General features: G+C 57.3%; 19 protein-coding genes. 15 read left to right on the top strand and 4 right to left on the bottom strand.

From position 1 onward, the window contains the following. From ACMGGP_RS14260 to ACMGGP_RS14250, 3 genes are all read left to right on the top strand, one after another. On the top strand, window positions 1–318 hold the full coding sequence (locus ACMGGP_RS14260) for a PTS sugar transporter subunit IIB (protein WP_010248665.1): 318 nt from the start codon (window positions 1–3) through the stop codon (window positions 316–318). A 96-nt stretch (window positions 319–414) separates the two neighbouring features. Next, window positions 415–1188 (top strand): FCD domain-containing protein, encoded by a 774-nt coding sequence (locus tag ACMGGP_RS14255; protein ID WP_010248663.1) that lies wholly within the window; start codon window positions 415–417, stop codon window positions 1186–1188. Further along, on the top strand, window positions 1185–1637 hold the full coding sequence (locus ACMGGP_RS14250; RefSeq protein ID WP_498798580.1) for a GNAT family N-acetyltransferase: 453 nt from the start codon (window positions 1185–1187) through the stop codon (window positions 1635–1637). The genes ACMGGP_RS14255 and ACMGGP_RS14250 overlap by 4 nt, the downstream gene beginning before the upstream one ends. Before the next feature lie 40 nt (window positions 1638–1677). Here ACMGGP_RS14250 and ACMGGP_RS14245 read toward each other — a convergent pair whose 3' ends face one another. From ACMGGP_RS14245 to mutH, 4 genes are all read right to left on the bottom strand, one after another. After that, on the bottom strand, window positions 1678–2718 hold the full coding sequence (locus ACMGGP_RS14245) for an NADP(H)-dependent aldo-keto reductase (RefSeq protein WP_010248659.1): 1041 nt from the start codon (window positions 2716–2718) through the stop codon (window positions 1678–1680). A 140-nt stretch (window positions 2719–2858) separates the two neighbouring features. After that, window positions 2859–3077 (bottom strand): YgdI/YgdR family lipoprotein, encoded by a 219-nt coding sequence (locus ACMGGP_RS14240; protein ID WP_003853956.1) that lies wholly within the window; start codon window positions 3075–3077, stop codon window positions 2859–2861. Window positions 3078–3195: 118 nt separating this feature from the next. Continuing rightward, window positions 3196–3906 (bottom strand): TerC family protein, encoded by a 711-nt coding sequence (locus tag ACMGGP_RS14235; RefSeq protein WP_010248654.1) that lies wholly within the window; start codon window positions 3904–3906, stop codon window positions 3196–3198. A 99-nt stretch (window positions 3907–4005) separates the two neighbouring features. Continuing rightward, window positions 4006–4683 carry a DNA mismatch repair endonuclease MutH gene (mutH, locus tag ACMGGP_RS14230; RefSeq protein WP_010248652.1) on the bottom strand — a complete coding sequence of 226 codons (678 nt, stop codon included), beginning with the start codon at window positions 4681–4683 and terminating at the stop codon, window positions 4006–4008. A 684-nt stretch (window positions 4684–5367) separates the two neighbouring features. On the opposite strand from mutH, the gene rppH reads away from it, so the two are divergent. The 12 genes from rppH (at window position 5368) to recD (ending at window position 23881) form a co-directional block, all read left to right on the top strand. Next, window positions 5368–5895 (top strand): RNA pyrophosphohydrolase, encoded by a 528-nt coding sequence (gene rppH / locus ACMGGP_RS14225; RefSeq protein ID WP_009087042.1) that lies wholly within the window; start codon window positions 5368–5370, stop codon window positions 5893–5895. 12 nt (window positions 5896–5907) lie between these two features. Then, window positions 5908–8154 (top strand): phosphoenolpyruvate--protein phosphotransferase, encoded by a 2247-nt coding sequence (ptsP, locus tag ACMGGP_RS14220; RefSeq protein ID WP_010248647.1) that lies wholly within the window; start codon window positions 5908–5910, stop codon window positions 8152–8154. Between the two features lie 324 nt (window positions 8155–8478). Continuing rightward, complete coding sequence (gene lgt, locus ACMGGP_RS14215; protein ID WP_498798579.1) at window positions 8479–9363, top strand: prolipoprotein diacylglyceryl transferase; 885 nt, start codon at window positions 8479–8481, stop codon at window positions 9361–9363. Further along, the gene (gene thyA, locus ACMGGP_RS14210) at window positions 9360–10154 is read left to right on the top strand and encodes a thymidylate synthase (RefSeq protein ID WP_033772525.1); all 795 of its coding nucleotides are present in this window, start codon (window positions 9360–9362) and stop codon (window positions 10152–10154) included. The genes lgt and thyA overlap by 4 nt, the downstream gene beginning before the upstream one ends. A 186-nt stretch (window positions 10155–10340) precedes the next feature. Then, the gene (locus ACMGGP_RS14205; protein ID WP_115758843.1) at window positions 10341–10811 is read left to right on the top strand and encodes a prepilin-type N-terminal cleavage/methylation domain-containing protein; all 471 of its coding nucleotides are present in this window, start codon (window positions 10341–10343) and stop codon (window positions 10809–10811) included. Further along, a complete protein-coding gene (locus ACMGGP_RS14200; RefSeq protein WP_498798578.1) occupies window positions 10802–11335 on the top strand; it encodes a prepilin peptidase-dependent protein in 534 nt (177 codons plus the stop codon). Before ACMGGP_RS14205 ends, ACMGGP_RS14200 begins: the two co-directional genes overlap by 10 nt. After that, on the top strand, window positions 11332–11736 hold the full coding sequence (locus tag ACMGGP_RS14195; protein WP_187493112.1) for a DUF2509 family protein: 405 nt from the start codon (window positions 11332–11334) through the stop codon (window positions 11734–11736). The genes ACMGGP_RS14200 and ACMGGP_RS14195 overlap by 4 nt, the downstream gene beginning before the upstream one ends. Window positions 11737–11761: 25 nt before the next feature. Further along, a complete protein-coding gene (locus ACMGGP_RS14190; RefSeq protein WP_022623816.1) occupies window positions 11762–12022 on the top strand; it encodes a prepilin-type N-terminal cleavage/methylation domain-containing protein in 261 nt (86 codons plus the stop codon). Window positions 12023–12123: 101 nt separating this feature from the next. Then, window positions 12124–15501 (top strand): exodeoxyribonuclease V subunit gamma, encoded by a 3378-nt coding sequence (recC, locus tag ACMGGP_RS14185; RefSeq protein ID WP_418796208.1) that lies wholly within the window; start codon window positions 12124–12126, stop codon window positions 15499–15501. A 108-nt stretch (window positions 15502–15609) separates the two neighbouring features. Next, window positions 15610–18507 (top strand): pitrilysin, encoded by a 2898-nt coding sequence (ptrA, locus tag ACMGGP_RS14180; protein ID WP_498798577.1) that lies wholly within the window; start codon window positions 15610–15612, stop codon window positions 18505–18507. Next, a complete protein-coding gene (gene recB, locus ACMGGP_RS14175; protein WP_498798576.1) occupies window positions 18504–22043 on the top strand; it encodes an exodeoxyribonuclease V subunit beta in 3540 nt (1179 codons plus the stop codon). The genes ptrA and recB overlap by 4 nt, the downstream gene beginning before the upstream one ends. Next, window positions 22040–23881 (top strand): exodeoxyribonuclease V subunit alpha, encoded by a 1842-nt coding sequence (gene recD / locus ACMGGP_RS14170; RefSeq protein ID WP_498798575.1) that lies wholly within the window; start codon window positions 22040–22042, stop codon window positions 23879–23881. Before recB ends, recD begins: the two co-directional genes overlap by 4 nt. Window positions 23882–23926 lie beyond the last annotated feature (45 nt).

Here is a 23926-nt window from a genome sequence, read left to right as displayed (position 1 = left end):
ATGAAACGAATTGTTCTGGCCTGTGCTGCGGGCATGTCGACCTCAATGGTGGTGACGCGGATGGAAAAGGAGGCTGCCGCGCGCGGTCTGGCATTTCAGATCTACGCCATTCCGGAGCAAAACCTGCGTGAAGAGCTGCAAAACTACGGCAACGAGGTGGTGGTCGTGCTGCTGGGGCCACAGGTGCGCTTCAAACTGGAGGAGAACAGAAAACTCACCGACAGCTATCAGTTGCCCATCGCGGTGATCGATACGGTTGCTTACGGCACGCTGAATGGTGCAAAGGTACTCGATCAGGCGCTGGCTTTGATACACTGAGCCCCAGTTTGCGAGCCAGCCTCTCCGGTTCGCGGGCATTGTCGCGCAGGGAACCGCGGCAATGCCGTTAGCGCATTGATTGCAAAGGGTGACAGTGTGGACAAAGCCGAAGCGCCGCAAGAAAAAAAGCAGTATCAGGAAATTGGTCAGCACCTGCGTCAGCAGATCTGTGACGGGCACTATCCGGTGGGATCGCGCCTGCCGCCTGAACGTCAGCTGGCTGAAACCTGGGGCGTCAGCCGGACCATCGTGCGCGAGGCATTATTGATGCTGGAGCTGGAAGGTACGGTGGATATCCGCCAGAGCTCCGGCGTCTATGTGATGCGTATTCCTTCCGCCAGTGATGATGAAGAAGAGGCCTTCTTCCGCAGCGACGTTGGCCCGTTTGAAATGCTACAGGCACGTCAGTTGCTGGAGAGCAATATTGCAGCCTTTGCCGCAAAAATGGCGACCAAAGCGGACATTGAAAATCTGCGCCGAACGCTGGAACAGGAGCAGCGTGCTATCGCCGCCAACGACAGCAGTCAGGACAACGACAAGTTGTTTCATCTGCTGCTGGCGGGTGCCAGTCAGAACCAGATGCTGCTCGATACCGTCACCAGTATCTGGCGACATCATGACAGCAGCCCGCTCTGGCAGCAGCTGCGCCCGCAGTTTGAAACCCGCGCCTATCGCCTGAAGTGGCTTGGCGATCACCAGACTATCCTGGCTGCTCTGCGTCGGCGTGATGTGATGGGGGCCTGGCAATCTACCTGGCAGCACCTTGAGAACGTCAAGAATACGCTGCTGGAGCTTTCCGACGCCGATGCGCCTGACTTTGATGGCTACCTGTTTGATTCAGTCCCGATCTTTCAGGGGAAACTGATGTGATTGAGATTGTATCGCTCAGCGATGCCCCCCAATTTGCCGATCAGATCATCGACTGGCAGTGGCGCGCATTTGGTGAAGCCACCAGCCGGGCGTTCTTTGCCAGTGTGGTGAACAGCAGCCTTATCGGTGCTGATTTTCCGGTGACTTTCGTTGCCGTGGAGGCGCGCAGGGCAGTCGGCACGGTGGGATTCTGGCGCTGCGACCTGATCAGCCGTCAGGATCTTTTCCCCTGGCTGGCGGCGCTCTATGTTGATGAGTCGGTGCGCGGCAAAGGTGTCAGTGAGGCGCTGCAGCAGCATGTCATCGCCTATGCGCAGGCACAAGGCTATCCACGGTTATGGTTATGGTCAACGTTTGGGGGCTACTACGAACGTTATGGCTGGCTGCCACAGGGCGAAGCGCTGGAGTATCCCGCTAAGCCGGTAAAACTCTATTATCGCGACCTGTAAGTGATGCCAGCCGCCATCGCGGCAGCTGGCAACAGAACGCTCAGGGAGCCGGATAAGTATAACGACGGTGGATCGCCTCAATGCCTTCCAGGATCTCTGCATTTAAGGTCAGATTGAAGCTGTCGATATTGATCTGCAACTGTTCAGGCGTAGTGGCGCCCAGCAGCGTGCTGGCCACAAACGGCTGCTGACGCACATAGGCCAGGGCCATCTGCGACGGGTCGATCTGATGCTGCTGAGCCAGTGCCACATATTCGGCAATCGCCTTTTGTGACTGCTCGCCGCTGTAGCGGGTAAAGCGGCTGAACAACGTGTTGCGTGCGCCCGCAGGCTGCGCGCCATTCAGGTATTTGCCGCTCAGCGTTCCAAACGCCAGGCTGGAATACGCCAGCAGCTCTACGCCTTCATGCTGGCTGATTTCGGCCAGACCCACTTCAAAGCTGCGGTTCAGCAGGCTGTAGGGATTCTGAATGCTGATAATGCGCGGCAGCTCATGCTTCTCCGCCAGCTGCAGATAGCGCATCACGCCCCACGCGGTTTCGTTCGACACCCCGATATAGCGGATCTTACCAGCGCGAACCTGTTCGGTCAGCGCTTCCAGCGTCTCCAGCAGCGTCACCTGAGCAGTGGTTTCGCTGTACTGATAGCCGAGCTTGCCAAAATAGTTGGTCTGACGCTGTGGCCAGTGCAGCTGGTAGAGGTCAAGGTAGTCAGTATTCAGGCGTTTCAGACTGGCATCGAGTGCTGCGCGGATGTTTTTACGGTCCAGCGCCATATCCGGGCGAATCGACGCATCATTGCCACGTGAAGGCCCGGCCACTTTACTGGCAAGAATGATTTTGTCGCGGCTGCCGCGCTGTTTAAGCCAGCTGCCAATATATTGTTCGGTCAGACCCTGGGTTTCCGGACGCGGGGGCACCGGATACATCTCGGCAGTATCAATAAAGTTGATGCCGGAACGGATAGCTAAATCCAGTTGAGCATGGGCGTCGGCTTCGCTGTTCTGTTCGCCAAACGTCATGGTGCCCAACCCCAGCTGACTCACTTCCAGCGTGCTGTGGGGAATACGATGATAGTGCATTGCCAGCTTCCTTTTCTTTATGGAATGGAATGTTGTGTCCTCAGGGACTATAGCGCGAGCAATGGCGGGGAAGGAAGGGGGAAAAGTCGGGGAAATCACCTGCCAGTCGGGAATCGGTGGCAGGTGATTAAATCGGGCACTTAACGTTCAATGATCGTAGAAACCTCATCGCTGTTAATCTGCACCATATGACCCGTCTGGTCAGTGTACTCCACCAGGCCGGTCTCTTTATCAATGCTCGGCTTGCCTTCGGTCATGATCATCCGGCCATCTTTGGTCGCCATGACATAATCAGAACTGCATCCACTTAAGAATGCGGCGGTTACCATCACCAGTGCTACTCCTGCCAACCCTTTCATCACGCCTAATCCTCACAAATGGTCAAGTGCAAACAGTGTAGTAATAAATGGTTTTGCCGGCAGGGTTAATCGTATGAATCTGAAAATAACCGGGCGAGCAGGCTCGCCCTTGACTTTATCAGGCGTGCTTTTTCTTACTGCGCATCAGGTTAAGACACTCAACCGCCATTGAGAAGAACATAGCGAAATAAATGTAACCTTTTGGTACGTGGACCGCAAAACTCTCCAGGATCAGGGTGAAACCGACCAGAATCAGGAAAGAGAGAGCCAGCATTTTCACTGACGGATGGCGGTCAACAAACTCACCGATCGCGCGCGCAGCGAACATCATCATCAGCACGGCAATAACCACCGCCGCCATCATAATGAACAGATGATCGGAGAGGCCGATGGCCGTGATCACCGAGTCGAGGCTGAAAATAATGTCGAGCATCATGATCTGCACAATCGCACCCAGGAAGGAATGGACGCGGGTGTTGTGTTCGCCTTCGCTGCCTTCGATCGTTTCATGGATCTCCATGCTCGATTTCCACAGCAGGAACAGTCCGCCGAACAGCAGAATCAGATCGCGCGCCGAGAACGCATGATCCATCAGCGTAAAGAGCGGGTTAGTCAGACGGGCTACCCACGCGATAGAAGCCAGCAGGCCAAGACGCATCAGCATCGCGCCCATCAGACCAATGCGACGTGCGCTGGCTTGCTGGTGTTTTGGCAGTTTAGCAACCACCAGCGACAGGAAAATGATGTTATCAATACCCAGCACCACCTCAAGGATGGTCAGGGTGCCCAGCGCCAGCCAGGCGTTGGGATCGGAAATCCACTCAAACATACCGACATTTAATCCTAAACGAAAAGTAAACGGCGATTATACGCATTCAATTCGCCGATCTCCCACAAAATTGCGACACATCAACGCGGGTGGCGACGTTCAGAGGAGAAAATGACGCGCCAGCAGGGGCCCGGTGAAGCTTTTCTTCAGGTAGAAACCGCGCGGCAGCGTCATGATTGGCTGGCCCTGATCGCCGATTCCTTCTGTCAGCGCTTTGCTATTGGCGGCTTTGGGCCGGATTTGCAGCCAGGCACCATGTCGCGCGGTAATCTGCTCTACGCGACCCAGCACAATCATATCCATCAGCTCTTCCCAGTCCTGTCGCAGCATCTCATCTTCTTCCGCATCGGGGCTCCATAACAGCGGCGCGCCGACACGGCGTTCCCGCAGCGGAATCTCACGCCCGCCTTCAACCGGGATCCACAATACCCGCGCCAGCTTGTGGCGCACATGGCTGGTGAGCCAGGTCACGCCGCTGTTGCCGGTCAGAGGTGCCACGCAGACAAAGGTGGTTTCCAGCGGTTTACCCTGCGCATCAATCGGGATGGTTTTCAGTTCGATACCCAGATGGGCAAAGTCCTGCTCCGCTTTGCTGCCTGCGCTGGCACCAAGATGCCACTCCAGCAGCATGCCGACCCAGCCCTTGTCGCGTTTGAGATCAGCAGGCATGGGCAGACCGGCGCGCGCGGCCAGGGTTTCCAGGGTCAAACCGGCTAAATCCTGCGCGCGTGCCAGCAGGCTGGCTTCATCTTCAGGTGGTCCTGGCTGGTAACTCATGGTGAACACTCGCAATGATTAAAATTTGTACAACAGCAGGTGAGTCACGTTTCTCACATAAATAATCCGCGTCAGGGATCGATAATAACATGATAGATCGTGCTTTTTTTAGCGGATTGCACGCTCGCCGCCCCAGGTGCTTCAGGGTTATCCCAGCTTACCCGCAACAATGAACAGGATCTCCAGCCCGGTTATCCACAGAAAAATGGGATAACCACCGTCTGAGTGCGGTACTGGTTCCATTTACAGCCTTGACTTTTCACGATCTGGCCATAATTTCGTCGCTCTGGCCTAACCCTGAGCGATTATCTGTGGATAAAAAGCAGTGTGCTTATATTTTAAGCAATTGTCAGTTACCATGAAAATATTCACTGTTTATAAAAGATTTACCGGTAAGATTTTCGATTTAATGTCATTAAAAATCATACTGATGTGTTGTTGGTTCTTTTTGGCTCTTCAGCGCGCACGGAAAAGGTTATTCAGATAACTCCCGCGTTCTGCACAAAGCTATCCACAGAAAAGGTGAATAAGATCGATCTTTTGCACGGTCATTGTTTATAACTTTGCCATTTTCTGTGAGTTATCCCGGCGCTGGTGGCTTAACCCCCCATGAATCCAGTGGTTTACCGCCTGTAAGGAGTGTGAAACAATCAGCTCATTCAAATTTTGCTTTGAGGTAGTCCGGTGATCGATGATGATGGCTACCGCCCGAATGTTGGTATCGTAATCTGTAACCGGCAGGGACAAGTGTTATGGGCCAGGCGCTTTGGACAGCACTCCTGGCAATTTCCTCAGGGAGGCATCAATCCCGGTGAAACCGCAGAACAGGCGATGTATCGCGAACTGTTCGAAGAAGTCGGATTACACCGGAAAGATGTTCGAATACTTGCTTCTACCCGTAACTGGTTACGTTACAAGTTGCCAAAACGTTTGGTGCGTTGGGACACAAAGCCGGTATGTATCGGCCAGAAACAAAAGTGGTTTCTTCTGCAGTTAATGTGTAATGACGCGGATATCAATGTGCAGCACAGCAGCACGCCCGAGTTCGATGGCTGGCGCTGGGTCAGTTTCTGGTATCCGGTGCGTCAGGTTGTCTCCTTTAAGCGCGACGTTTATCGTCGGGTGATGAAGGAATTCGCTGGCGTGGTGATGTCTATGCAGGAGAGTGCGGGGCAGCGAAATAATCCTGCCCATCGACGTAAGAGAGGATAGGCCACGCCCTTTATGCTCACTCAGTTGCGCGAAATTGTAGAAAAAGTGGCGAGTGCGCCGCGTCTCAATGAAGCACTCGACATCCTGGTTAATGAGATCTGTCTGGCGATGGATACGGAAGTCTGTTCCGTTTACCTCGCCGACCACGATCGTCACTGCTACTACCTGATGGCGACGCGCGGACTTAAAAAACCGCGTGGCCGCACCGTGACCCTGGCGTTTGACGAGGGGATCGTCGGTTTAGTGGGCCGTCTGGCCGAACCGATTAACCTTGCTGACGCCCAGAGTCATCCCAGCTTTAAATATATCCCCGCAGTGAAAGAGGAGCGCTACCGCTCCTTCCTCGGCGTGCCGATTATCAGCCGTCGCCAGTTACTGGGCGTGCTGGTGGTACAGCAGCGCGAGCACCGTCAGTTTGATGAAAGCGAAGAGTCGTTTCTGGTCACCCTTGCCACCCAGATGGCGGCATTGCTGTCGCAGTCGCAGATGGCTCAACTATTTGGTCAGTTCCGGCAGACGCGGGTGCGCGCAATTGCAGCTGCGCCTGGCGTGGCGGTGGCACCGGGCTGGGTGGATGAGACGCAGCCACTGCTCGATCAGGTTTCGGCTGCCTCAACGCTGGATGTTCATCGCGAACGTGAGCGTCTGTCGCTCGCCATGAGCGAAGCCACCAGTGAATTTCGTCGCTTCAGTAAACGCTTCAGCGCCAGCGCTCAGAAAGAGAGTGCGGCCATTTTCGACCTTTACTCTCACCTGTTAACCGATGCCCGACTGAAAAAAGATCTGTTCGACGAGATCGAACGCGGATCGGTCGCCGAATGGGCAGTGAAACAGGTGATCGAGAAGTTTGCTGAACAGTTTGCCAGCCTGACGGACACCTACCTGCGTGAACGCGCAGGCGATCTGCGGGTGCTGGGTCAGCGCCTGCTGTTTCACCTTGACGATACGCTGGTCGGGACCAATGCCTGGCCGGAACGCTTTGTGCTGGTGGCCGATGAGCTGACCGCCACCACTTTAGCTGAGCTGCCGCATGAGCGGCTGGCGGGCGTGGTGGTGCGTGACGGCGCAGCCAACTCCCATGCGGCGATTCTGACGCGCGCGATGGGGATCCCGACGGTCATGGGCGCTGACATCCAGCCTCATCAGCTCAACAAACGTTTGCTTATCGTCGATGGGTATCGCGGTGAGCTGTTGATCGATCCCGAGCCGGTGCTGGTGCAGGAGTACCAGCGTTTGATCAGCGAAGAGAATGCGCTGAGCAAAATGGCGGAAGGCGTGGTCGATCAGCCCGGTGAGCTGAAAAGTGGCGAGCGCGTGCAGGTGATGCTGAATGCCGGCTTAAGCCCGGAGCATGAGCAGACGCTGGGCAACTGGGTGGATGGCATCGGTCTCTACCGCACCGAAATCCCGTTTATGCTGCAGAACGGCTTCCCGTCGGAAGAGGAGCAGGTGGCACAGTATCAGGGCATGTTACAGCTGTTTCACAACAAGCCTGTGACGCTGCGTACCCTGGATGTAGGAGCAGATAAACAGCTACCCTACATGCCTATCAGTGAAGAGAATCCCTGTCTGGGCTGGCGCGGCATCCGCCTGACGCTTGACCAGCCGGAAATTTTCCTGGTGCAGGTGCGCGCGATGCTGCGTGCTAACGCCGCATCCGGCAACCTCAGTATTCTGCTGCCGATGATCAGCCATATCGATGAGATCGACGAAGCGAAAAAGCTGATCGATCGCGCAGGACGCGAAGTCGAAGAGATGCTGGGCTATACGATCCCCGCGCCGCGCATCGGCATCATGATTGAAGTGCCGTCGATGCTGTTTATGATCCCGCATCTGGCGTCACGGGTCGATTTTGTCTCGGTTGGCACCAACGATCTGACCCAGTATCTGCTGGCGGTGGATCGCAACAACACCCGCGTGGCCAATCTCTACGACTCGCTGCATCCGGCGATGCTGCGTGCACTGAATACGATTGCGCAGGAAGCCCGTCTGGCCAATCTGGAATTGTGCCTGTGTGGTGAAATGGCCGGCGATCCAATGTGCGTGGCGCTGCTGGTCGGGCTGGGGTATCACCATCTCAGCATGAACGGCAAAAACGTACCACGGGTGAAATACCTGCTGCGCCATCTGGATCACGAAGAAGCGCAGCAGCTCAGTGAGCAGGGGATGAATGCTCATACCGCCACTGAGGTTCGTCATCTGGTCTCGACCTTTATGGAGCGTCGCGGGCTGGGTGGATTAATCCGCGGCGGTCGCTAAGCGCTACTTCAGGCTATTTTATTTGCCATTCTGGCCCCGGGCAGTGCTCACACAGGCTGCTTTAGCAACCTGAACGCCCGTCAGGGCGGCCCTGAAGGGGCGAGCACAGCGAGTAATCCTCACGTACTACGTGTACGCTCCGGTTGTTGCGCGCTGTCCGTGACCAGTCTGGCTGCAACAATGTACGCCTGACGAGTCAGACTCTGGGCGTTATCCGCGTTTACATTTGCGGGACAATTCACAAAACCGGCTGTGCTATGATGCGCAGCCTTAATTTATGTGCCTGACAACACCCCCTTTTCAGGGTTGAAAAATAGACGGTGAATGATGAATAACGGCTATATTGCATTTCCGCAGTTCGATCCGGTGATCTTCTCGATTGGACCGGTTTCGCTTCACTGGTACGGTCTGATGTATCTGGTGGGCTTTGTTTTCGCCATGTGGCTGGCTGTCCGCCGCGCCAATCAGCCGGGCAGCGGCTGGAAAAAAGAGGAAGTGGAGAACCTGCTTTATGCCGGTTTCCTGGGGGTCTTCCTGGGTGGACGCATCGGCTATGTGCTGTTCTACAACTTACCGCTGTTCCTGGAAAATCCACTCTATCTGTTCAAAGTCTGGGATGGCGGCATGTCGTTCCACGGTGGCCTCATCGGGGTGATTGTCGTCATGCTGGTCTTTGCCCGCCGCACCCGACGTAATTTCTTCCAGGTGGCTGATTTCATCGCGCCGCTGATCCCGTTCGGTCTGGGTGCCGGTCGTCTCGGCAACTTCATTAACGGTGAGCTCTGGGGCCGTGTCGATCCGGGCTTCCGCTATGCCATGCTGTTCCCTGGCTCCCGCAGCGAAGATGTCGCGCTGGCCGCCACCAATCCGCAATACCAGGCGCTGCTCAACACCTACGGCGTGCTGCCGCGTCATGCTTCGCAGCTCTATGAACTGGTGCTGGAAGGGATAGTGCTGTTTATCATCCTGAATCTGTTTATTCGTAAGCCACGCCCGATGGGCAGCGTCTCTGGCCTGTTCCTGATTGGCTATGGCGCCTTCCGTATTATCGTTGAGTTTTTCCGCCAGCCGGATGCCCAGCTTGGCCTGTTTGAAGGCGGAATCAGTATGGGACAGATCCTCTCTGTGCCAATGATTATTGCCGGTATTATTATGATGATCTGGGCGTATCGTCGTCGCCCGCAGCCACAATTTCGCGAGGAAAAATGAAACAGTATCTGGATTTAATGCAACATGTGCTGCACGAAGGCACGCCAAAAGCTGACCGTACCGGCACCGGTACGCTTTCAATTTTTGGTCACCAGATGCGTTTCAACCTGCAGGATGGTTTTCCGCTGGTCACCACCAAGAAATGTCATATCCGCTCGATTATTCATGAGCTGCTGTGGTTTCTGAAAGGTGATACCAACATCGGTTATCTCAAAGATAACAACGTCTCCATCTGGGATGAGTGGGCGGATGAGAATGGCGATCTCGGCCCGGTGTATGGCAAACAGTGGCGCAGCTGGGGAACGGCCAGCGGCCAGGAGATTGACCAGCTAAGCCAGGTGATGGAGCAGCTGAAGCGCGATCCCGACTCACGCCGGATTATCGTTTCTGCCTGGAACGTCGGCGAGCTGAGCGAGATGGCGCTGGCTCCTTGCCACGCGTTCTTCCAGTTCTACGTGGCGGACGGCAAACTCTCCTGCCAGCTCTATCAGCGCTCGTGCGACATCTTCCTGGGCCTGCCGTTTAACATCGCCAGCTATGCGTTGCTGGTACATATGGTGGCGCAGCAGTGCGATCTGCAGGTGGGCGACTTCGTCTGGACCGGCGGTGATACCCACCTCTACAGTAACCATCTGGAGCAGGCGCGCCTGCAGCTGACCCGCGAACCGCGTCCGCTGCCATCACTTGTTATCAAACGCAAACCGGCGTCGCTGTTTGACTATCAGTTCGAAGATTTTGAGATTGAAGGCTACGATCCGCATCCCGCGATCAAAGCCCCTGTCGCCATCTGATTCGCGATAAAAAATAACGCCCTGGCACTTCGCCGGGGCTTTTTTTTGCCCGCAAACCGGTAAATCTGCGGCAACGCTCGCACGCTTCTGCCAATTCATGCTATTGGGGAAGATTCTCTGCGACGTGCTTTCCAGCCTGCCAAACCGCACCTTGTTTCATCTGTTCATCACCCGCACTCTGACACCATGAAAACAGCACACTTACGCGGCTTTACCCTACCGGAACTGCTGCTGGTGATGGTGATTGCCGGCATGCTGAGCGTTGCCGCGCTGCATGGCTGGCAGCGCTGGCAACAGCGGCAGCAACTGCGCGACAGCGCTCAGCAACTGCAGGGATTCCTGCTTCGGCTGCGTGCCCAGGCCAACCGGCAAAATAGCGATCTGGTTTTATGGTCACGGCCTGGCGATCCCTGGTGCATCGGTGCCGGAAGCCGCCCCGTTGCAGGCTGTGATAGCCGAAAACGGCTGCAATTCGTAGCGCCGCACGCTGGCGTTGCGCTCTATGACATCCGGGGTGAACCGGGCTTCTATGGCCGACGTAATGTGGCCCGGGCGGGCAGCATTGAGTTGGGTAACAGCACCGGACGAATGCGGCTGATTATCTCGGCAAGAGCCCGTATTCGCCTCTGCATGACGGATGAGGAGACGTGCCGTTGAAAATGGCCGGATTCAGCCTGCTGGAGATGCTGATCGCCTTAGCAATCAGCGCCGTCGTGATGTTAAGTGCTGGCCGTTTTCTGCCGCTGCTGCTGGCAGAGAACGCCGGCGTGATGCAACGGGCGCAGCTGCGTCAGGAGTTACAGCAGATGATGGCGACACTGGAAAAAGCGGTGCGGCGTGCCGGTTATTGTCACGGTGAGTGTGGCAGTGGGGCGCTGCAAATCAGAGAGAACTGCCTGCTGCTGCGCTGGGATGAGAACAGCAACGGTAAATGGGAAGGGGTGAGCCATGCAGAGAGTGACTATTACGGTTATCGCCTGCGACAACAGCAGCTTGAGATGCAGCGAGGTGTTGACCAGTGTCAGTCAGCGGGCTGGGAGCGGCTCTCCGACCCCGCGTTTATGACGCTGGAGCAGTTCAGCGTCAGCCAGCAGGGCACGCAGGTCAGATTAGTGCTGCAGGGACGGGCCGGACGCTGGCTTGAAACGATGGAGAGCTGGATTGAGGCAGAGAACCTGTGAAGCAGCGAGGCAGCAGCGCTCTGGGCATGGTGTTGATGATTATGGTCATTGGCAGCTTTACGCTGCATGCCAGCCGTAAGATGTCTGAGCAGGGAATGCGACTGCTGGCGGATGAGCAGCAGTTTATTCAGGATTTCTGGCGGGCGCAGTCTGCGCTGCAATGGGGCTTCTCCCTGAGCTGGTCAGCCAGTGAGGCGACCAGCTGTCAGCAGGATGATCGCCAGGGCTGGCGCAGCTGTTTACAACGAGGTGAAAAGGATGAAGGTCTGCTTAAAGGGGAGGCCAGCGGCAGTGGCATGGCAGTCTGGCAGTGGGTGCGGTTACGGGGCAATCAGATTACCGCGTTGCCGCACGGCTGGATCGATTACTGCCCGCTCACGCCCCCGGCCACCTGCCAGTAAGCGCGGTGGATTCAGCCTGCCGGAAGTGTTGTTTGCTCTTCTGTTAATGGCATTAAGCAGCAGCACGCTGTTGCACTATCATCGCGCACTGGCACTGGGATTCAGCCAGCAGTGGTATCAGCGTGAAGCATGGCGGGTGGCTGAGCAGCAACTGATGGGACATGAGAGTCCCGGCTGGACTTCAATACTGCAACAGCAGAGCGGTCCTTCAGGCTGCACCCTGGATCGGGCTGACGTGACGGGACCTTATCAGCGCCGTGCCACCCTGACGCGGCTGCGATGTTAACTCTTCCCGGTCGCCCTTTTGATGGGTTTCAACCGCGATACGCGGTAAAGTGACAGAGCCGCAATACCGCAGTCACGTTCTGAGTTATCACAGGAGTTTTCATGTTTCACGTTTATCACTCAAATCAGCTTGATGTGCTGAAGATTCTGGCTGCTGCGGTGATTAAACATGACCCTCTTGATGATCCTTTCGCCTCAGAAATGGTGCTGGTGCAGAGTCCGGGTATGGCGCAGTGGCTGCAGATGGAGCTGGCGCAAACCTTTGGTATTGCTGCCAATATCGAATTCCCGCTGCCTGCCAGTTTTATCTGGGAGATGTTCGTCCGCGTACTGCCCGATATCCCGGTAGAAAGTGCTTTCAGTAAGGCCAGCATGGGCTGGAAGCTGATGCACCGGCTGCCGGAGATGCTGAAGCATGAAGAGTTTACCTCTTTACGCCACTATCTCCATGACGACGGCGACAAGCGTAAACTGTTTCAGCTCAGCTCACGTGTGGCCGATCTGTTCGACCAGTATCTGGTCTATCGTGCCGACTGGCTCAACAGCTGGGAGCGCGGCGAAACCATTGAGGGGCTGGGCGAGGCGCAGCGCTGGCAGGCTGCCCTGTGGCGTGATCTGGTGAGTTATACCCAAGCCCTGCGCCAGCCTGAATGGCACCGCGCCAACCTCTATGCGCGATTTATCCAGACGCTGGATCAGGCGAAAAGCACGCCGGAAAATCTGCCCAAACGGGTCTTTATCTGTGGCATCTCTGCGCTGCCGCCGGTCTATCTGCAGGCGTTGCAGGCGCTGGGACGTCACATCGACATCCATCTGCTGTTCACCAATCCCTGCCGCGATTACTGGGGCGATATTCAGGATTATGCGTTTCTGGCGAAACTGCAAAGTCGTCAGCGCCGACGCCATGGTGCTGATGAATCACGCGGACTCTTCCGGGATGCAGAGCAGGCACCGGCGCTGTTTAACGACGCTGGTGAACAGCAACTGACCAACCCTTTGCTCGCCTCCTGGGGCAAGCTGGGGCGTGACAACCTGTTTCTGCTCAGTCAGATGGAGTCAAACGACGACATCGATGCTTTTGTCGATGTGGAGCCGGACAACCTGCTGCACTGTATGCAGCACGATCTTCTCAATCTGCAGGATAACGCCATCATCGGACTGAATGCGGCGGAACTGGCACACAGCGATCAGAAGCGCTGCCTGGATCCGGAGGATCGGTCAATTGCGGTGCAGGTCTGCCACAGTGCCCAGCGCGAAGTTGAAGTGTTGCAGGATCATCTGCTGGCAATGATGGAGGCCGATCCGACGCTGAAAGCACGTGACATCATCGTCATGGTGGCGGATATCGACGCCTACGCCCCTTTTATTCAGGCGGTTTTCGCCAATGCACCTGCCGATCGCTATCTGCCGTTTGCGATTTCAGATCGCCGTGCCAGTCAGGCTCATCCGGCCATTGTGGCGTTTTTGCATCTGCTGGCACTGCCGGACAGCCGTTTTGTCTCGGAGGATGTGCTGGCGCTGCTCGATGTCCCGGCGCTGGCTTCCCACTTCGCCATTGATGAAAGCGGCCTGCGTTTACTGCGGCGCTGGGTCAGCGAATCGGGGGTACGCTGGGGGCTGGATGATGCCAGCGTAGAAGCCCTGTCACTTCCGGTTACCGGCCAGCACACCTGGCGCTTTGGCCTGCAGCGTATGCTGTTGGGTTATGCGATGGAGAGCCACAACGGTGACTGGGAAGGAATTCTGCCTTATGACGAGTCGGGTGGTCTGGTGGGGGAGCTGGCGGGACATCTGGCTGAGCTGCTCTCCCGGCTTAATCACTGGCGGCAGCTGCTTGCCGAACCCCGGCAACTGGCGGCCTGGCTGCCCATGTGCCGGGAACTGCTCAATGCCTTTTTCAGCCCCGATGCAGAAACCGAGGCCGCCTTGCTGCTGGTGGAAGAGCAGTGGCAGCAATTGATTGAATATGGCATGGATGCGCGGTTTGAAGAGGCGATTCCGGTGGCGCTGTTGCGTGATGATCTGCGTAGCCGGCTTGATCAACAGCGCATCAGTCAGCGTTTCCTGGCGGGGCAGATTAACTTCTGTACCCTGATGCCGATGCGCTCCATTCCTTTTCAGCTGGTCTGTTTGCTGGGCATGAACGACGGCGTCTATCCACGGACCTTAGCGCCGTTAGGTTTTGATCTGATGCAGCAGCAGTCCCGCAAAGGCGACCGCAGTCGCCGCGATGATGACCGCTATCTCTTCCTGGAGGCGATGATCTCGGCGCAGCAGCAGCTCTACATCAGTTATATCGGCCGGGCGATTCAGGATAATACGGAACGCTACCCCTCGGTGCTGGTCACAGAACTGCTGGATTACATTGGACAGAGTTTTTATCTGGACGGTGATGGCCATCTTGAACTGGATGAGAGTGCCGAACGGGTGCGGATGCACCTGCAGCACCTGCACAGCCGGATGCCGTTTGCTGCCGAAAACTTCCAGCCTGCTGCCAGACTGCAAAGTTTCGCCCGTGAGTGGTTGCCTGCCGCGCGGGGTGCGGGGCAGCCCCAGCCCGATTTTGTGCAGCCGCTGGAGGCGCCGTTAATTGATGCGCTCACGCTGGAGGCGTTCCTGCGCTTCTGGCGACATCCGGTCCGTGCCTGGTTCCACCAGCGGCTTGGCGTGAGTTTCTGGCTGGAGGAGAACGAACTGCCCGACAGCGAGCCGTTTGCGCTCGACAACCTTGAGCGTTATCAGATCAACGCGCAGTTGCTGAATGCGCTGGTCGAAGGCGAGGATACTCAGCGGCTTTATGCGCACCATCGTGCGGCCGGTAATCTGCCTTATGGCGCGTTCGGTGAGCTGTTCTGGCAGGCGCAGCGCGATGAGATGCAGGAAGTGGCGGCAGAAGTGGTCACCCAGCGCAGCGACGGCGAGAGCTGGGAAGTGAATCTGCAACTGGAGCAGGTCAGCTTAACCGGGTGGCTGACGCAGGTTCAGAGTGATGGATTGCTGCGCTGGCGGCCTGGCGTACTCAACATGAACGACGGACTGCTACTCTGGCTGGAACATCTGGTCTACTGCGCGCTGGGCGGCACCGGCAGCAGCCGGATGTTTGGCCGGCAGCAGAGCCGCTGGTGCTTCCTTGCCGTGCCGCAGGCAGAGGCGATTGCTGCGCTGAATGAGTATGTCACGGGGTATCTCGCGGGTATGCGTCAGCCGCTGATGCTGCTTAACAAAAGTGGCGGCGCATGGCTGACCGCCAGCTACGACAAAAAAAGTCAGCAGTTACTGACCGATGAGGCAACCCAGCTTAAGGCGCGTAATCGCCTGCTGACGGCCTGGTCAGGCAGCTATCAGGTTGAGGGTGAAGGCAGCGATCCCTATCTGCAACGTCTTTGCCGGGTGCTGGATGAGCCACAACTACAGCAGATAACTGAGGCGGCACAGCGCTGGTATTTACCGGTGCTGGCTGCACATCAGGATGATGAATAGCCGATCAGAAGGCGTTTTTGCTGACTGACTCATTACACAAAAATTTTGCTCTGCTTTGAGCCGCCGCGTCCGACATTGGCGGTTTATCGGGAAACGAGAGGGGTTTACATGCGGGTACACGCACGCTGGATAGCGGCGCTAATGTTAAGCCTGATGGCTTGCACAGCGCAGGCGCAGGAGCAGGCATCATCAGGCTGGCAGCCGGTTAACGACACCATTCGCAAAAGTGAACAGGATCCCCGCCACTATCAGGCTATCCGGCTCGATAATGGGATGACGGTGTTACTGGTTTCCGATCCTGTGGCACCGAAATCGCTGGCGGCGCTGACGCTGCCGATAGGATCGCTGGACGATCCCGATCAGCAGGCGGGACTGGCGCACTACCTTGAGCATATGGTGCTGATGGGTTCAAAGCACTACCCGCAGCCCGATAACCTGGCCGAATTCCTGAAAAAGCATGGCGGCAGCCACAACGCCAGCACAGCCTCTTACCGCACCGCCTTTTATCTGGAAGTGGAAAATGACGCGCTGGAACCGGCGGTTGATCGCCTGGCGGATGCGGTGGCTGAGCCGCTGCTGGATCCGGTTAACGCTGACCGCGAGCGCCACGCCGTGAATGCCGAGCTGACCATGGCGCGCTCGCGCGATGGCCTGCGTATGGCCCAGGTCGGCGCAGAAACCCTGAACCCGGCGCATCCGGCGTCACGTTTTTCGGGCGGCAATCTTGAGACCCTGAAAGATAAGCCAGGCAGCAAACTGCACCAGGCGCTGCAGGACTTTTATCATACGCATTACTCCGCCAATCTGATGAAAGCGGTGATCTACAGCAACAAACCGCTGCCGGAGATGGCGTCGATTGCGGCTAAAACCTTTGGCCGGGTGCAAAATCATGACGCCAGCGTGCCGGAGATTACGGTGCCGGTGGTGACCGATGCGCAGCAGGGCATCATCATCCATTACGTTCCGGCCCAGCCGCGCAAGCAGCTCAAAATTGAATTCCGCATTGCCAACAACAGCGATCGGTTCCGCAGTAAAACCGACACGCTGATCAGCTATTTAATCAGTAACCGCAGCAAAAACACGCTGACTGACTGGTTGCAAAAACAGGGGCTGGCCGACGGGGTGAATGCGGGCGCTGACCCGATGACCGAGCGTAACAGCGGCGTGTTTGCGATTACCGCGTCACTGACTGATAAAGGTCTGGCGCAGCGCGACCAGGTCGTGGCGGCGATATTCAGCTACATCAATCTTCTGCGTCAGCAGGGGGATGATAAGCGCTATTTCGATGAAGTTTCGCATGTGCTGGCGCTCGACTTCCGCTATCCCTCAATTACCCGCGATATGGATTACATTGAATGGCTGGCCGACACCATGCTGCGCGTACCGGTTGAACATACGCTGGATGCACCTTATCTGGCGGATCAGTACGATGCCGCCGCGATTAATGCCCGGCTGAAAGAGATGACCCCGCAGCATGCGCGTATCTGGTACATCAGTCCGCAGGAGCCGCACAACAAAAAAGCCTATTTTGTGGATGCGCCTTATCAGGTTGAGAAGATCACTCCACAAACCTTTGCAGACTGGCAGCAGCGCGCCAGCCAGATTACGCTGGCGATGCCCGTGCTAAACCCCTATATCCCGGACGACTTCACCCTGTTACCGTCAGACGGCAAAACGTATCAGCATCCGGTGAGACTGGATAACCAGGATGATATGCGTATTTACTGGATGCCCAGTCGTTATTACGCCAGCGAGCCAAAAGCGGCGATCACCCTGGCGTTACGCAATAAGCACACCATCAGTGATGCCCGTCAGCAGGTGCTGTTTGGCCTGAATGACTACCTTTCCAGCCTGGCGCTGGACGAGCTTAATTCACAGGCTTCAGTGGGCGGCATCAGCTTCTCAACGGGTGAAGATGAAGGGCTGGTATTCAGCGCCAACGGCTTCACTCAGCGTCTGCCGACCCTGCTGAAGAAACTGGTGGAAGGTTACGCCACTTTCCAGCCGACAGAACAGCAGCTGGAGCAGGCGAAATCCTGGTATCTGGAGCGGCTGGACGCGGCGGAAAAGGGCAAAGCGTTTGAACAGGCGATTCAGCCAATGCAACTGCTGTCGCAGCTGCCATATACCCAGCGCGAGGCTCGCCGCAAGCTGGTAAGCACACTCTCACTTAAGGATGTCACTGACTATCGCGATACGCTGTTCCGCGACGCGACGCCGGAGATGCTGGTAGTGGGCAACCTCAGTGCTGACAGCGTGACGCAGCTGGGGCATGAGCTCAAACAGCAGATGCAGAGTCATTCGACCCGCGACTGGCATAGTCAGTATGTCTCGATTAAAAAACCGCTGAAAGCCAACCTGCAACAAAAAGGCAGCAGCACCGACTCCGCCCTTGCCGCGCTCTATGTTCCACTGGGATACAGTGAATATCAGAGCATGGCGCACAGCTCCATGCTGAGCCAGATTGTGCAGCCGTGGTTCTACAATCAGCTGCGGACCAAAGAGCAGCTCGGCTACGCGGTTTTTGCCTTCCAGATGCCTGTGGGTCGCCAGTGGGGGATCGGCTTCCTGCTGCAAAGTAACAGCAAACAACCGGGCTGGCTGTTGCAGCGCTATCAGGCCTTCTACCCGCAGGCGGAAAAACGTCTGCGCAGTATGAGCCAGGCAGACTTTGCCCAGTATCAGCAGGCGATGATCAATGATTTGCAGCAGCGTCCTCAGACGCTCTTTGAGGAAGCGGATCGCTTTAGCCGCGACTTTGATCGGCAGAATGATCAATTTGATACCCGGCAAAAAATGACAGAGCAGGTTCAGCGGTTAACCCCGGCGAGCCTGGCAGACTTTTTCCGGCAGGCCGTGATCGAACATAAGGGCATGGTGATGACCTCGCAGATTGCAGGCACCGGCAATGGCAAAGTTGAGTTTGCCCGTCAGCCTAGCTGGAAAACCTGGAGTGAAGTGGCACAACTGCAGCAGTCGCTGCCGGTAAAGAGTGAGACCCAATGACGCAGTTACCTCCCGTATCGCTGAATCCTTTAACGCTGCCGCTCAGAGGCGAGCGGCTGATTGAGGCGTCAGCGGGCACCGGAAAAACCTTTACCATTGGTCTGCTCTATCTGCGCCTGCTGCTGGGGCTGGGCGGTGAAAACGCCTACAGCCGGCCGCTCTCTGTCGAAGAAATTTTAGTCGTGACCTTTACCGAGGCCGCGACCGCCGAATTGCGCGGGCGCATCCGCGAGAATATTCATCAGCTACGTCTGGCCTGTATCCGCGGCAAAAGCAGCAATCCGATGCACCAGTTACTGCTGGAGCAGATGCCTGATCTGGCTCAGGCCGCCGCGCAGCTGCTGGCTGCCGAGCGGCAGATGGATGAAGCCGCCATTTTTACCATTCACGGCTTCTGTCAGCGGATGCTGAATCTCAATGCCTTTGAGTCGGGCATGCTGTTCGAGCAGGAGTTGATTGAAGATGAGCAGGCGCTGCTGAAGCAGTCGGCCGCCGATTTCTGGCGTCGTCAGTGCTATCCACTGAGTCTGGATGTGGCACGGATCATCGCCGCAGAGTGGAGCGGGCCGGACAGCCTGCTGACCACGCTGCGCCCCTGGCTGCAGGGGGAGTCGCCGGGGCTGAAACGTCCGCCTGCCGCCGATGAGACGCTGGCATCACGGCACGCACGCAATCTGGCGCGCATCGAGGCCATCAAGCAGCAGTGGCAGGCGCTCAGCGCCGATGTTGAGGGCATTATCACTGCATCTGGCGTTGATAAGCGCAGCTACAGCAGTAAACATCTGCCCAACTGGGTCGCCCGCGTCACGCAGTGGGCCAGCAGCGACACGCTGGATTATCAGCTGCCCAAAGAGCTGGAGCGCTTTGGACAGCAGGTGCTGGAGGAGAAAACTAAAAAGGGTGAAGCGCCGCGTCATTCGCTTTTTGAGGCGATCGATCAGTTTCTGGCAGAACCGCTGTCGCTGCGGGATGTCATCATTGCGCAGGCGCTGACCGATGTGCGCGCCACGGTGCAGCGCGAGAAACGGTTACGTGCACTGTTAGGCTTCGACGATCTGCTCAGTAAACTGGATGAAGCGCTGCAGCAGCCAGGTGGCGTTTTGCTGGCAGAAACCATCCGGGCGCGTTACCCGGTGGCCCTTATTGATGAATTCCAGGATACCGATCCGCAGCAGTACCGCATCTTCCGCACGCTCTATATTAATCAGCCTGAACAGGCACTGTTTCTGATCGGCGATCCTAAGCAGGCGATCTATGCGTTTCGCGGTGCGGATATTTTTACCTATCTGCGGGCCAGAAACGAAGTCAGCGCTCACTACACGCTCGATACCAACTGGCGTTCATCACCTGAGATGGTCGGGAGCGTCAACCGCCTCTTTTCTCAGCTCGATTCGCCTTTTTTGTTCTCGGCGATCCCCTTTCAGCCAGTTAAGCCTGCTGCGCCCAATCAGTCGCTGAAACTGATTTTTGACGAGCAGCAGCAACCGGCGTTACGGTTCTGGCTGCAGCCTGGCGAGGGCGTGGGTAACAGCGATTACCAGCAGTTTATGGCACAGCAGTGTGCGGCCGATATCAGCTGCTGGCTGGTGGCCGGACAGCAGGGGCGCGCCCGCCTGGGCAAAGGCGAGGCGCTGCAGCCGGTGCGGGCTTCCGATATCACCGTGCTGGTGCGCAGTCGTAATGAGGCCGGTTTAATCCGCGACGCGCTGAATGCGCTGTCGATTCCTTCGGTCTATCTCTCCAGCCGGGACAGCGTCTACACCACGCCGGAAGCGCGCGAACTGCTCTGGTTACTGCAGGCGATACAGGCACCTGAGCAGGAACGTCTGCTGCGCAGCGCGCTGGCGACCTCAATCTTTGCTATTGATGCAGCAACGCTCGACGCGCTGACACAGAATGAACGCGAGTGGGATGCGCTGGTGGAGCAGTTTGCCGTCTGGCAGCAGCTGTGGCATCAGCGCGGCGTGTTACCGATGCTGCGTGATGTGATGATCAGGCGGCAACTGGCGGAGAATATGCTGGCCTCGGAGAACGGTGAACGTCGCCTGACTGACCTGATGCATCTGGGTGAACTGCTGCAGGAGGCTTCGGTGCAGCTGGAGAGTCCGCACGCCCTGGTGCGCTTCCTGGCGCAGCAGATTGCCCGGCCAAACAGCCAGGCCTCCAGCCAGCAGCTGCGTCTGGAAAGCGACCGCCATCTGGTGCAGATCATCACCATCCATAAATCGAAAGGACTGCAATATCCGCTGGTCTGGCTGCCATTTGCTGCCGGGTTCCGCGAGGCGGCCAGCGCGCTTTATCACGATCGCGACACCTTCACGGCACTGCTGGATGTGCAGGGTGATGCACAAAGTCTGGCGCTGGCCGAAGAGGAGCGCCTGGCGGAGGATCTGCGTCTGCTCTACGTGGCGCTGACCCGTTCGGTCTATCACTGCAGCGTCGGCATTGCGCCACTGATCAAAGGCACCCGCAAAAAAGAGGGCGAAAGCGATCTGCACAAGAGCGCGCTGGGCTACCTGGTGCAGCAGGGTGAGGCGGCGGATGCGCAGCAGCTCAGTCAGCGATTGAATGCGTTAACCGGTGAAGGGATTGCGCTGGTTGAAGAGGCTCTGCTGCCGGGAGAAATGTGGCAGGATGCGCAGCAGGGCGATGAGGTTTTAAGCAGTCGCGACATTACGCGCGCGCTGGCTGACGTCTGGCGGGTAACCAGTTATTCAGGCCTGCAACAGCATCACAGCTCGCCGCTGCTGGATGCGATGCCCAATTTTGATATTGATGCAGCGGGCGAAGAAGAGAAGGGTGAAGAGGCTGCATTGACACCCCACCACTTTCCGCGCGGAGCGGCACCCGGTACGTTTTTGCACGGTCTGTTTGAGTCGATCGACTTTACCGAACCGCCGGACAGCGTCTGGCTGGAAGATCAGCTGCAGCATAATGGCTATCCGCTGACCTGGTTGCCGGTTCTGGAACAGTGGATTGACCGGGTCTTACATACGCCGCTCAATGCTGAGGGGCTGAGGCTGTCGGCGATAAAAAGCAGCGAACGCCTGATCGAGATGGAGTTCTATCTGCCGATCAACAATCTGCTGACCGCGGCGGATCTTGACGCTCTGCTGCGCCGGCACGACAGTCTCTCTCAGCAGGCCGCCCCCCTGGATTTTCGTCAGGTGCGGGGCATGCTGAAGGGCTTTATCGATCTGGTCTTCCGCTGGCAGGGAAAATATTATCTGCTCGATTACAAATCGAACTGGCTGGGGGATAGCCACGCCGCTTACACGCCAGAGGCGATGGCGCAGGCGATGATCGGCCACCGCTACGATCTGCAGTATCAGCTCTATACGCTGGCGCTGCATCGCTATCTGCAGCATCGTTTGCCGGACTACGACTATCAGCGTCACTTTGGTGGGGTGTTTTATCTGTTTTTGCGCGGGATGGATGGCAGCTCGCCGGACAACGGCATTTTCGCCACCCGACCTGCTGAAGCCTTTGTGGAAGAAATTGATGCACTGTTTGGTGAAACCGGGGAGATGTTATGAGTGACATGCTGAGTCTGCTGCTGCAGGCGGTAGAGAAGCGTCTCCTGCGACCGCTGGATATACAGTTTGCCCAACTGGTGGCCCCGGAATCACAGCCTGGGCTGCTGCTCGCTGCTGCCTGCGTCAGCGCTGACGCGGGTGAGGGGCACGTCTGTTTACCGCTGAGCAACCTCTGCGAAGCGAATCTGTTCGCTGGTCGCCAGCCTGCGCTGGCTCAGGCGATCTGGCACGCTGCTGGTGCGCCGCAAGACTGGACAGCACGCTTTGCTGACTGGTCGGCTGTCAGTGATGGCAGCCTGGTTACGCCGCTGGTGCTGAGCAACCAGCGTTTATATCTGCATCGGCTGTGGCAAAGCGAAGGCCGGGTCGCCGACTTCTTCGCTGCGCAGGAAGTAAAAACTGCGTTTGATATGCATGCTGCAGGCGACGTGCTGAACAGCCTGTTTGACGACCAGCCGGAGAACTGGCAGAAAATTGCGGCGGCCGTGGCGCTGACCCGCAAGACTGCGGTTATTTCCGGCGGGCCGGGTACCGGTAAAACCACCACAGTGGCGAAACTCCTCGCTGCCCTGATTCGCCTGAATCCCGGTGCACTGCGGATTCAGCTGGCGGCACCGACCGGCAAAGCCGCCGCGCGACTGACCGAGTCACTGGGCAGTGCACTGCAGGAACTGGCGGTCAGCGACGAAGAACGCCGGCGTTTTCCTGCCGAAGCCACCACGCTGCATCGCCTGCTGGGCGCACAGCCCGACACTCAGCGGCTGCGCTACCATGCCGGTAACCCACTGCACCTTGATGTGCTGGTGGTTGATGAAGCGTCGATGGTCGATCTCTCAATGATGGCAAAACTGATCGCCGCGCTGCCTGCCCATGCCCGCGTCGTGTTTCTGGGCGATCGCGATCAGCTGGCCTCGGTCGAAGCCGGTGCGGTGCTGGGCGACATCTGCCGCTGCACCGAAAGCGGCTACAGCCTGGCGCGGGCTGAACAGCTCGCGCTGCTGACCGGCTGCACACTGCAGGGCAGTGACGATGTGCAGGCACCCGCAGTCCGCGACAGTATCTGTCTGCTGCAGAAGAGTTATCGTTTTGATGACTCATCAGGCATCGGCCAGCTGGCAAAAGCGATCAATCGTGGCGATGCAGAGCAGGTCAGGGCGGTGTTTGCTGCGGCTTATGAGGATATTAGTTACCAGCCGCTGAACAGCGCTGACGCTTATCAGGCGATGCTGGATGAGGTAGCCCAGGGTTATCAGCCCTTCCTGCAGTTGATCAGACAGCAGTCGTCGCCCGCAGAAGTGATTGCCGCTTTTGGCCGTTATCAGCTGCTGTGTGCATTACGTGACGGGCCATTTGGCGTGCAGGGTCTGAACCAGCGTATTGAGCAGCGACTGATGCAGCTGCAGCGCATCCGTCGTCCTGGCATGGGCAGCCGCTGGTATGAAGGGCGTCCGGTGATGATCACCCGAAATGACAGCGCGCTCGGCCTGTTTAATGGCGATATCGGCATGACGATGCGCGATGAAGAGGGCAACCTGAAGGTCTTTTTCCCGCTGCCGGATGGATCGATCAAGGCGATTCAGCCGAGCCGGTTACCCTCACATGAAACGGCCTGGGCGATGACGGTGCACAAATCACAGGGCTCGGAGTTTGATCATACCGCGCTGGTGATGCCCACGCAGTTTCTGCCGGTGCTGACCCGTGAACTGGTCTATACCGCGATTACACGTGCACGGCGGCAACTGACCATCTACAGCGAACCCGGCGTATTTCAGCGTGCCGTGCAGCTGCAAACGCAGCGACGCAGCGGTCTGGTGGAGCGACTGGGAGAAACCGGCTGAGAAGAGAGGGGACAGCCCACGCGGGGGGGCTTGTCCCTTACGGAT

Source organism: Curtobacterium sp. BNK-1 (assembly GCF_048685235.1).
GTDB lineage: Bacteria > Pseudomonadota > Gammaproteobacteria > Enterobacterales > Enterobacteriaceae > Pantoea > Pantoea agglomerans.
The sequence above is the reverse complement of the archived record's forward strand: the minus strand, read 5'-3'. Positions and strand labels throughout refer to the sequence as shown.

Excerpts from the sequence above, each read along its gene's own strand:
- ACMGGP_RS14260 (WP_010248665.1), top strand. The coding sequence starts at position 1 with ATGAAACGAATTGTTCTGGCCTGTGCTGCGGGCATGTCGACCTCAATG.
- ACMGGP_RS14245 (WP_010248659.1), bottom strand. The coding sequence starts at position 2,718 with ATGCACTATCATCGTATTCCCCACAGCACGCTGGAAGTGAGTCAGCTG.
- ACMGGP_RS14240 (WP_003853956.1), bottom strand. The coding sequence starts at position 3,077 with ATGAAAGGGTTGGCAGGAGTAGCACTGGTGATGGTAACCGCCGCATTC.
- ACMGGP_RS14235 (WP_010248654.1), bottom strand. The coding sequence starts at position 3,906 with ATGTTTGAGTGGATTTCCGATCCCAACGCCTGGCTGGCGCTGGGCACC.
- mutH (WP_010248652.1), bottom strand. The coding sequence starts at position 4,683 with ATGAGTTACCAGCCAGGACCACCTGAAGATGAAGCCAGCCTGCTGGCA.
- ptsP (WP_010248647.1), top strand. The coding sequence starts at position 5,908 with ATGCTCACTCAGTTGCGCGAAATTGTAGAAAAAGTGGCGAGTGCGCCG.
- lgt (WP_498798579.1), top strand. The coding sequence starts at position 8,479 with ATGATGAATAACGGCTATATTGCATTTCCGCAGTTCGATCCGGTGATC.
- thyA (WP_033772525.1), top strand. The coding sequence starts at position 9,360 with ATGAAACAGTATCTGGATTTAATGCAACATGTGCTGCACGAAGGCACG.
- ACMGGP_RS14205 (WP_115758843.1), top strand. The coding sequence starts at position 10,341 with ATGAAAACAGCACACTTACGCGGCTTTACCCTACCGGAACTGCTGCTG.
- recC (WP_418796208.1), top strand. The coding sequence starts at position 12,124 with ATGTTTCACGTTTATCACTCAAATCAGCTTGATGTGCTGAAGATTCTG.
- ptrA (WP_498798577.1), top strand. The coding sequence starts at position 15,610 with ATGCGGGTACACGCACGCTGGATAGCGGCGCTAATGTTAAGCCTGATG.
- recB (WP_498798576.1), top strand. The coding sequence starts at position 18,504 with ATGACGCAGTTACCTCCCGTATCGCTGAATCCTTTAACGCTGCCGCTC.
- recD (WP_498798575.1), top strand. The coding sequence starts at position 22,040 with ATGAGTGACATGCTGAGTCTGCTGCTGCAGGCGGTAGAGAAGCGTCTC.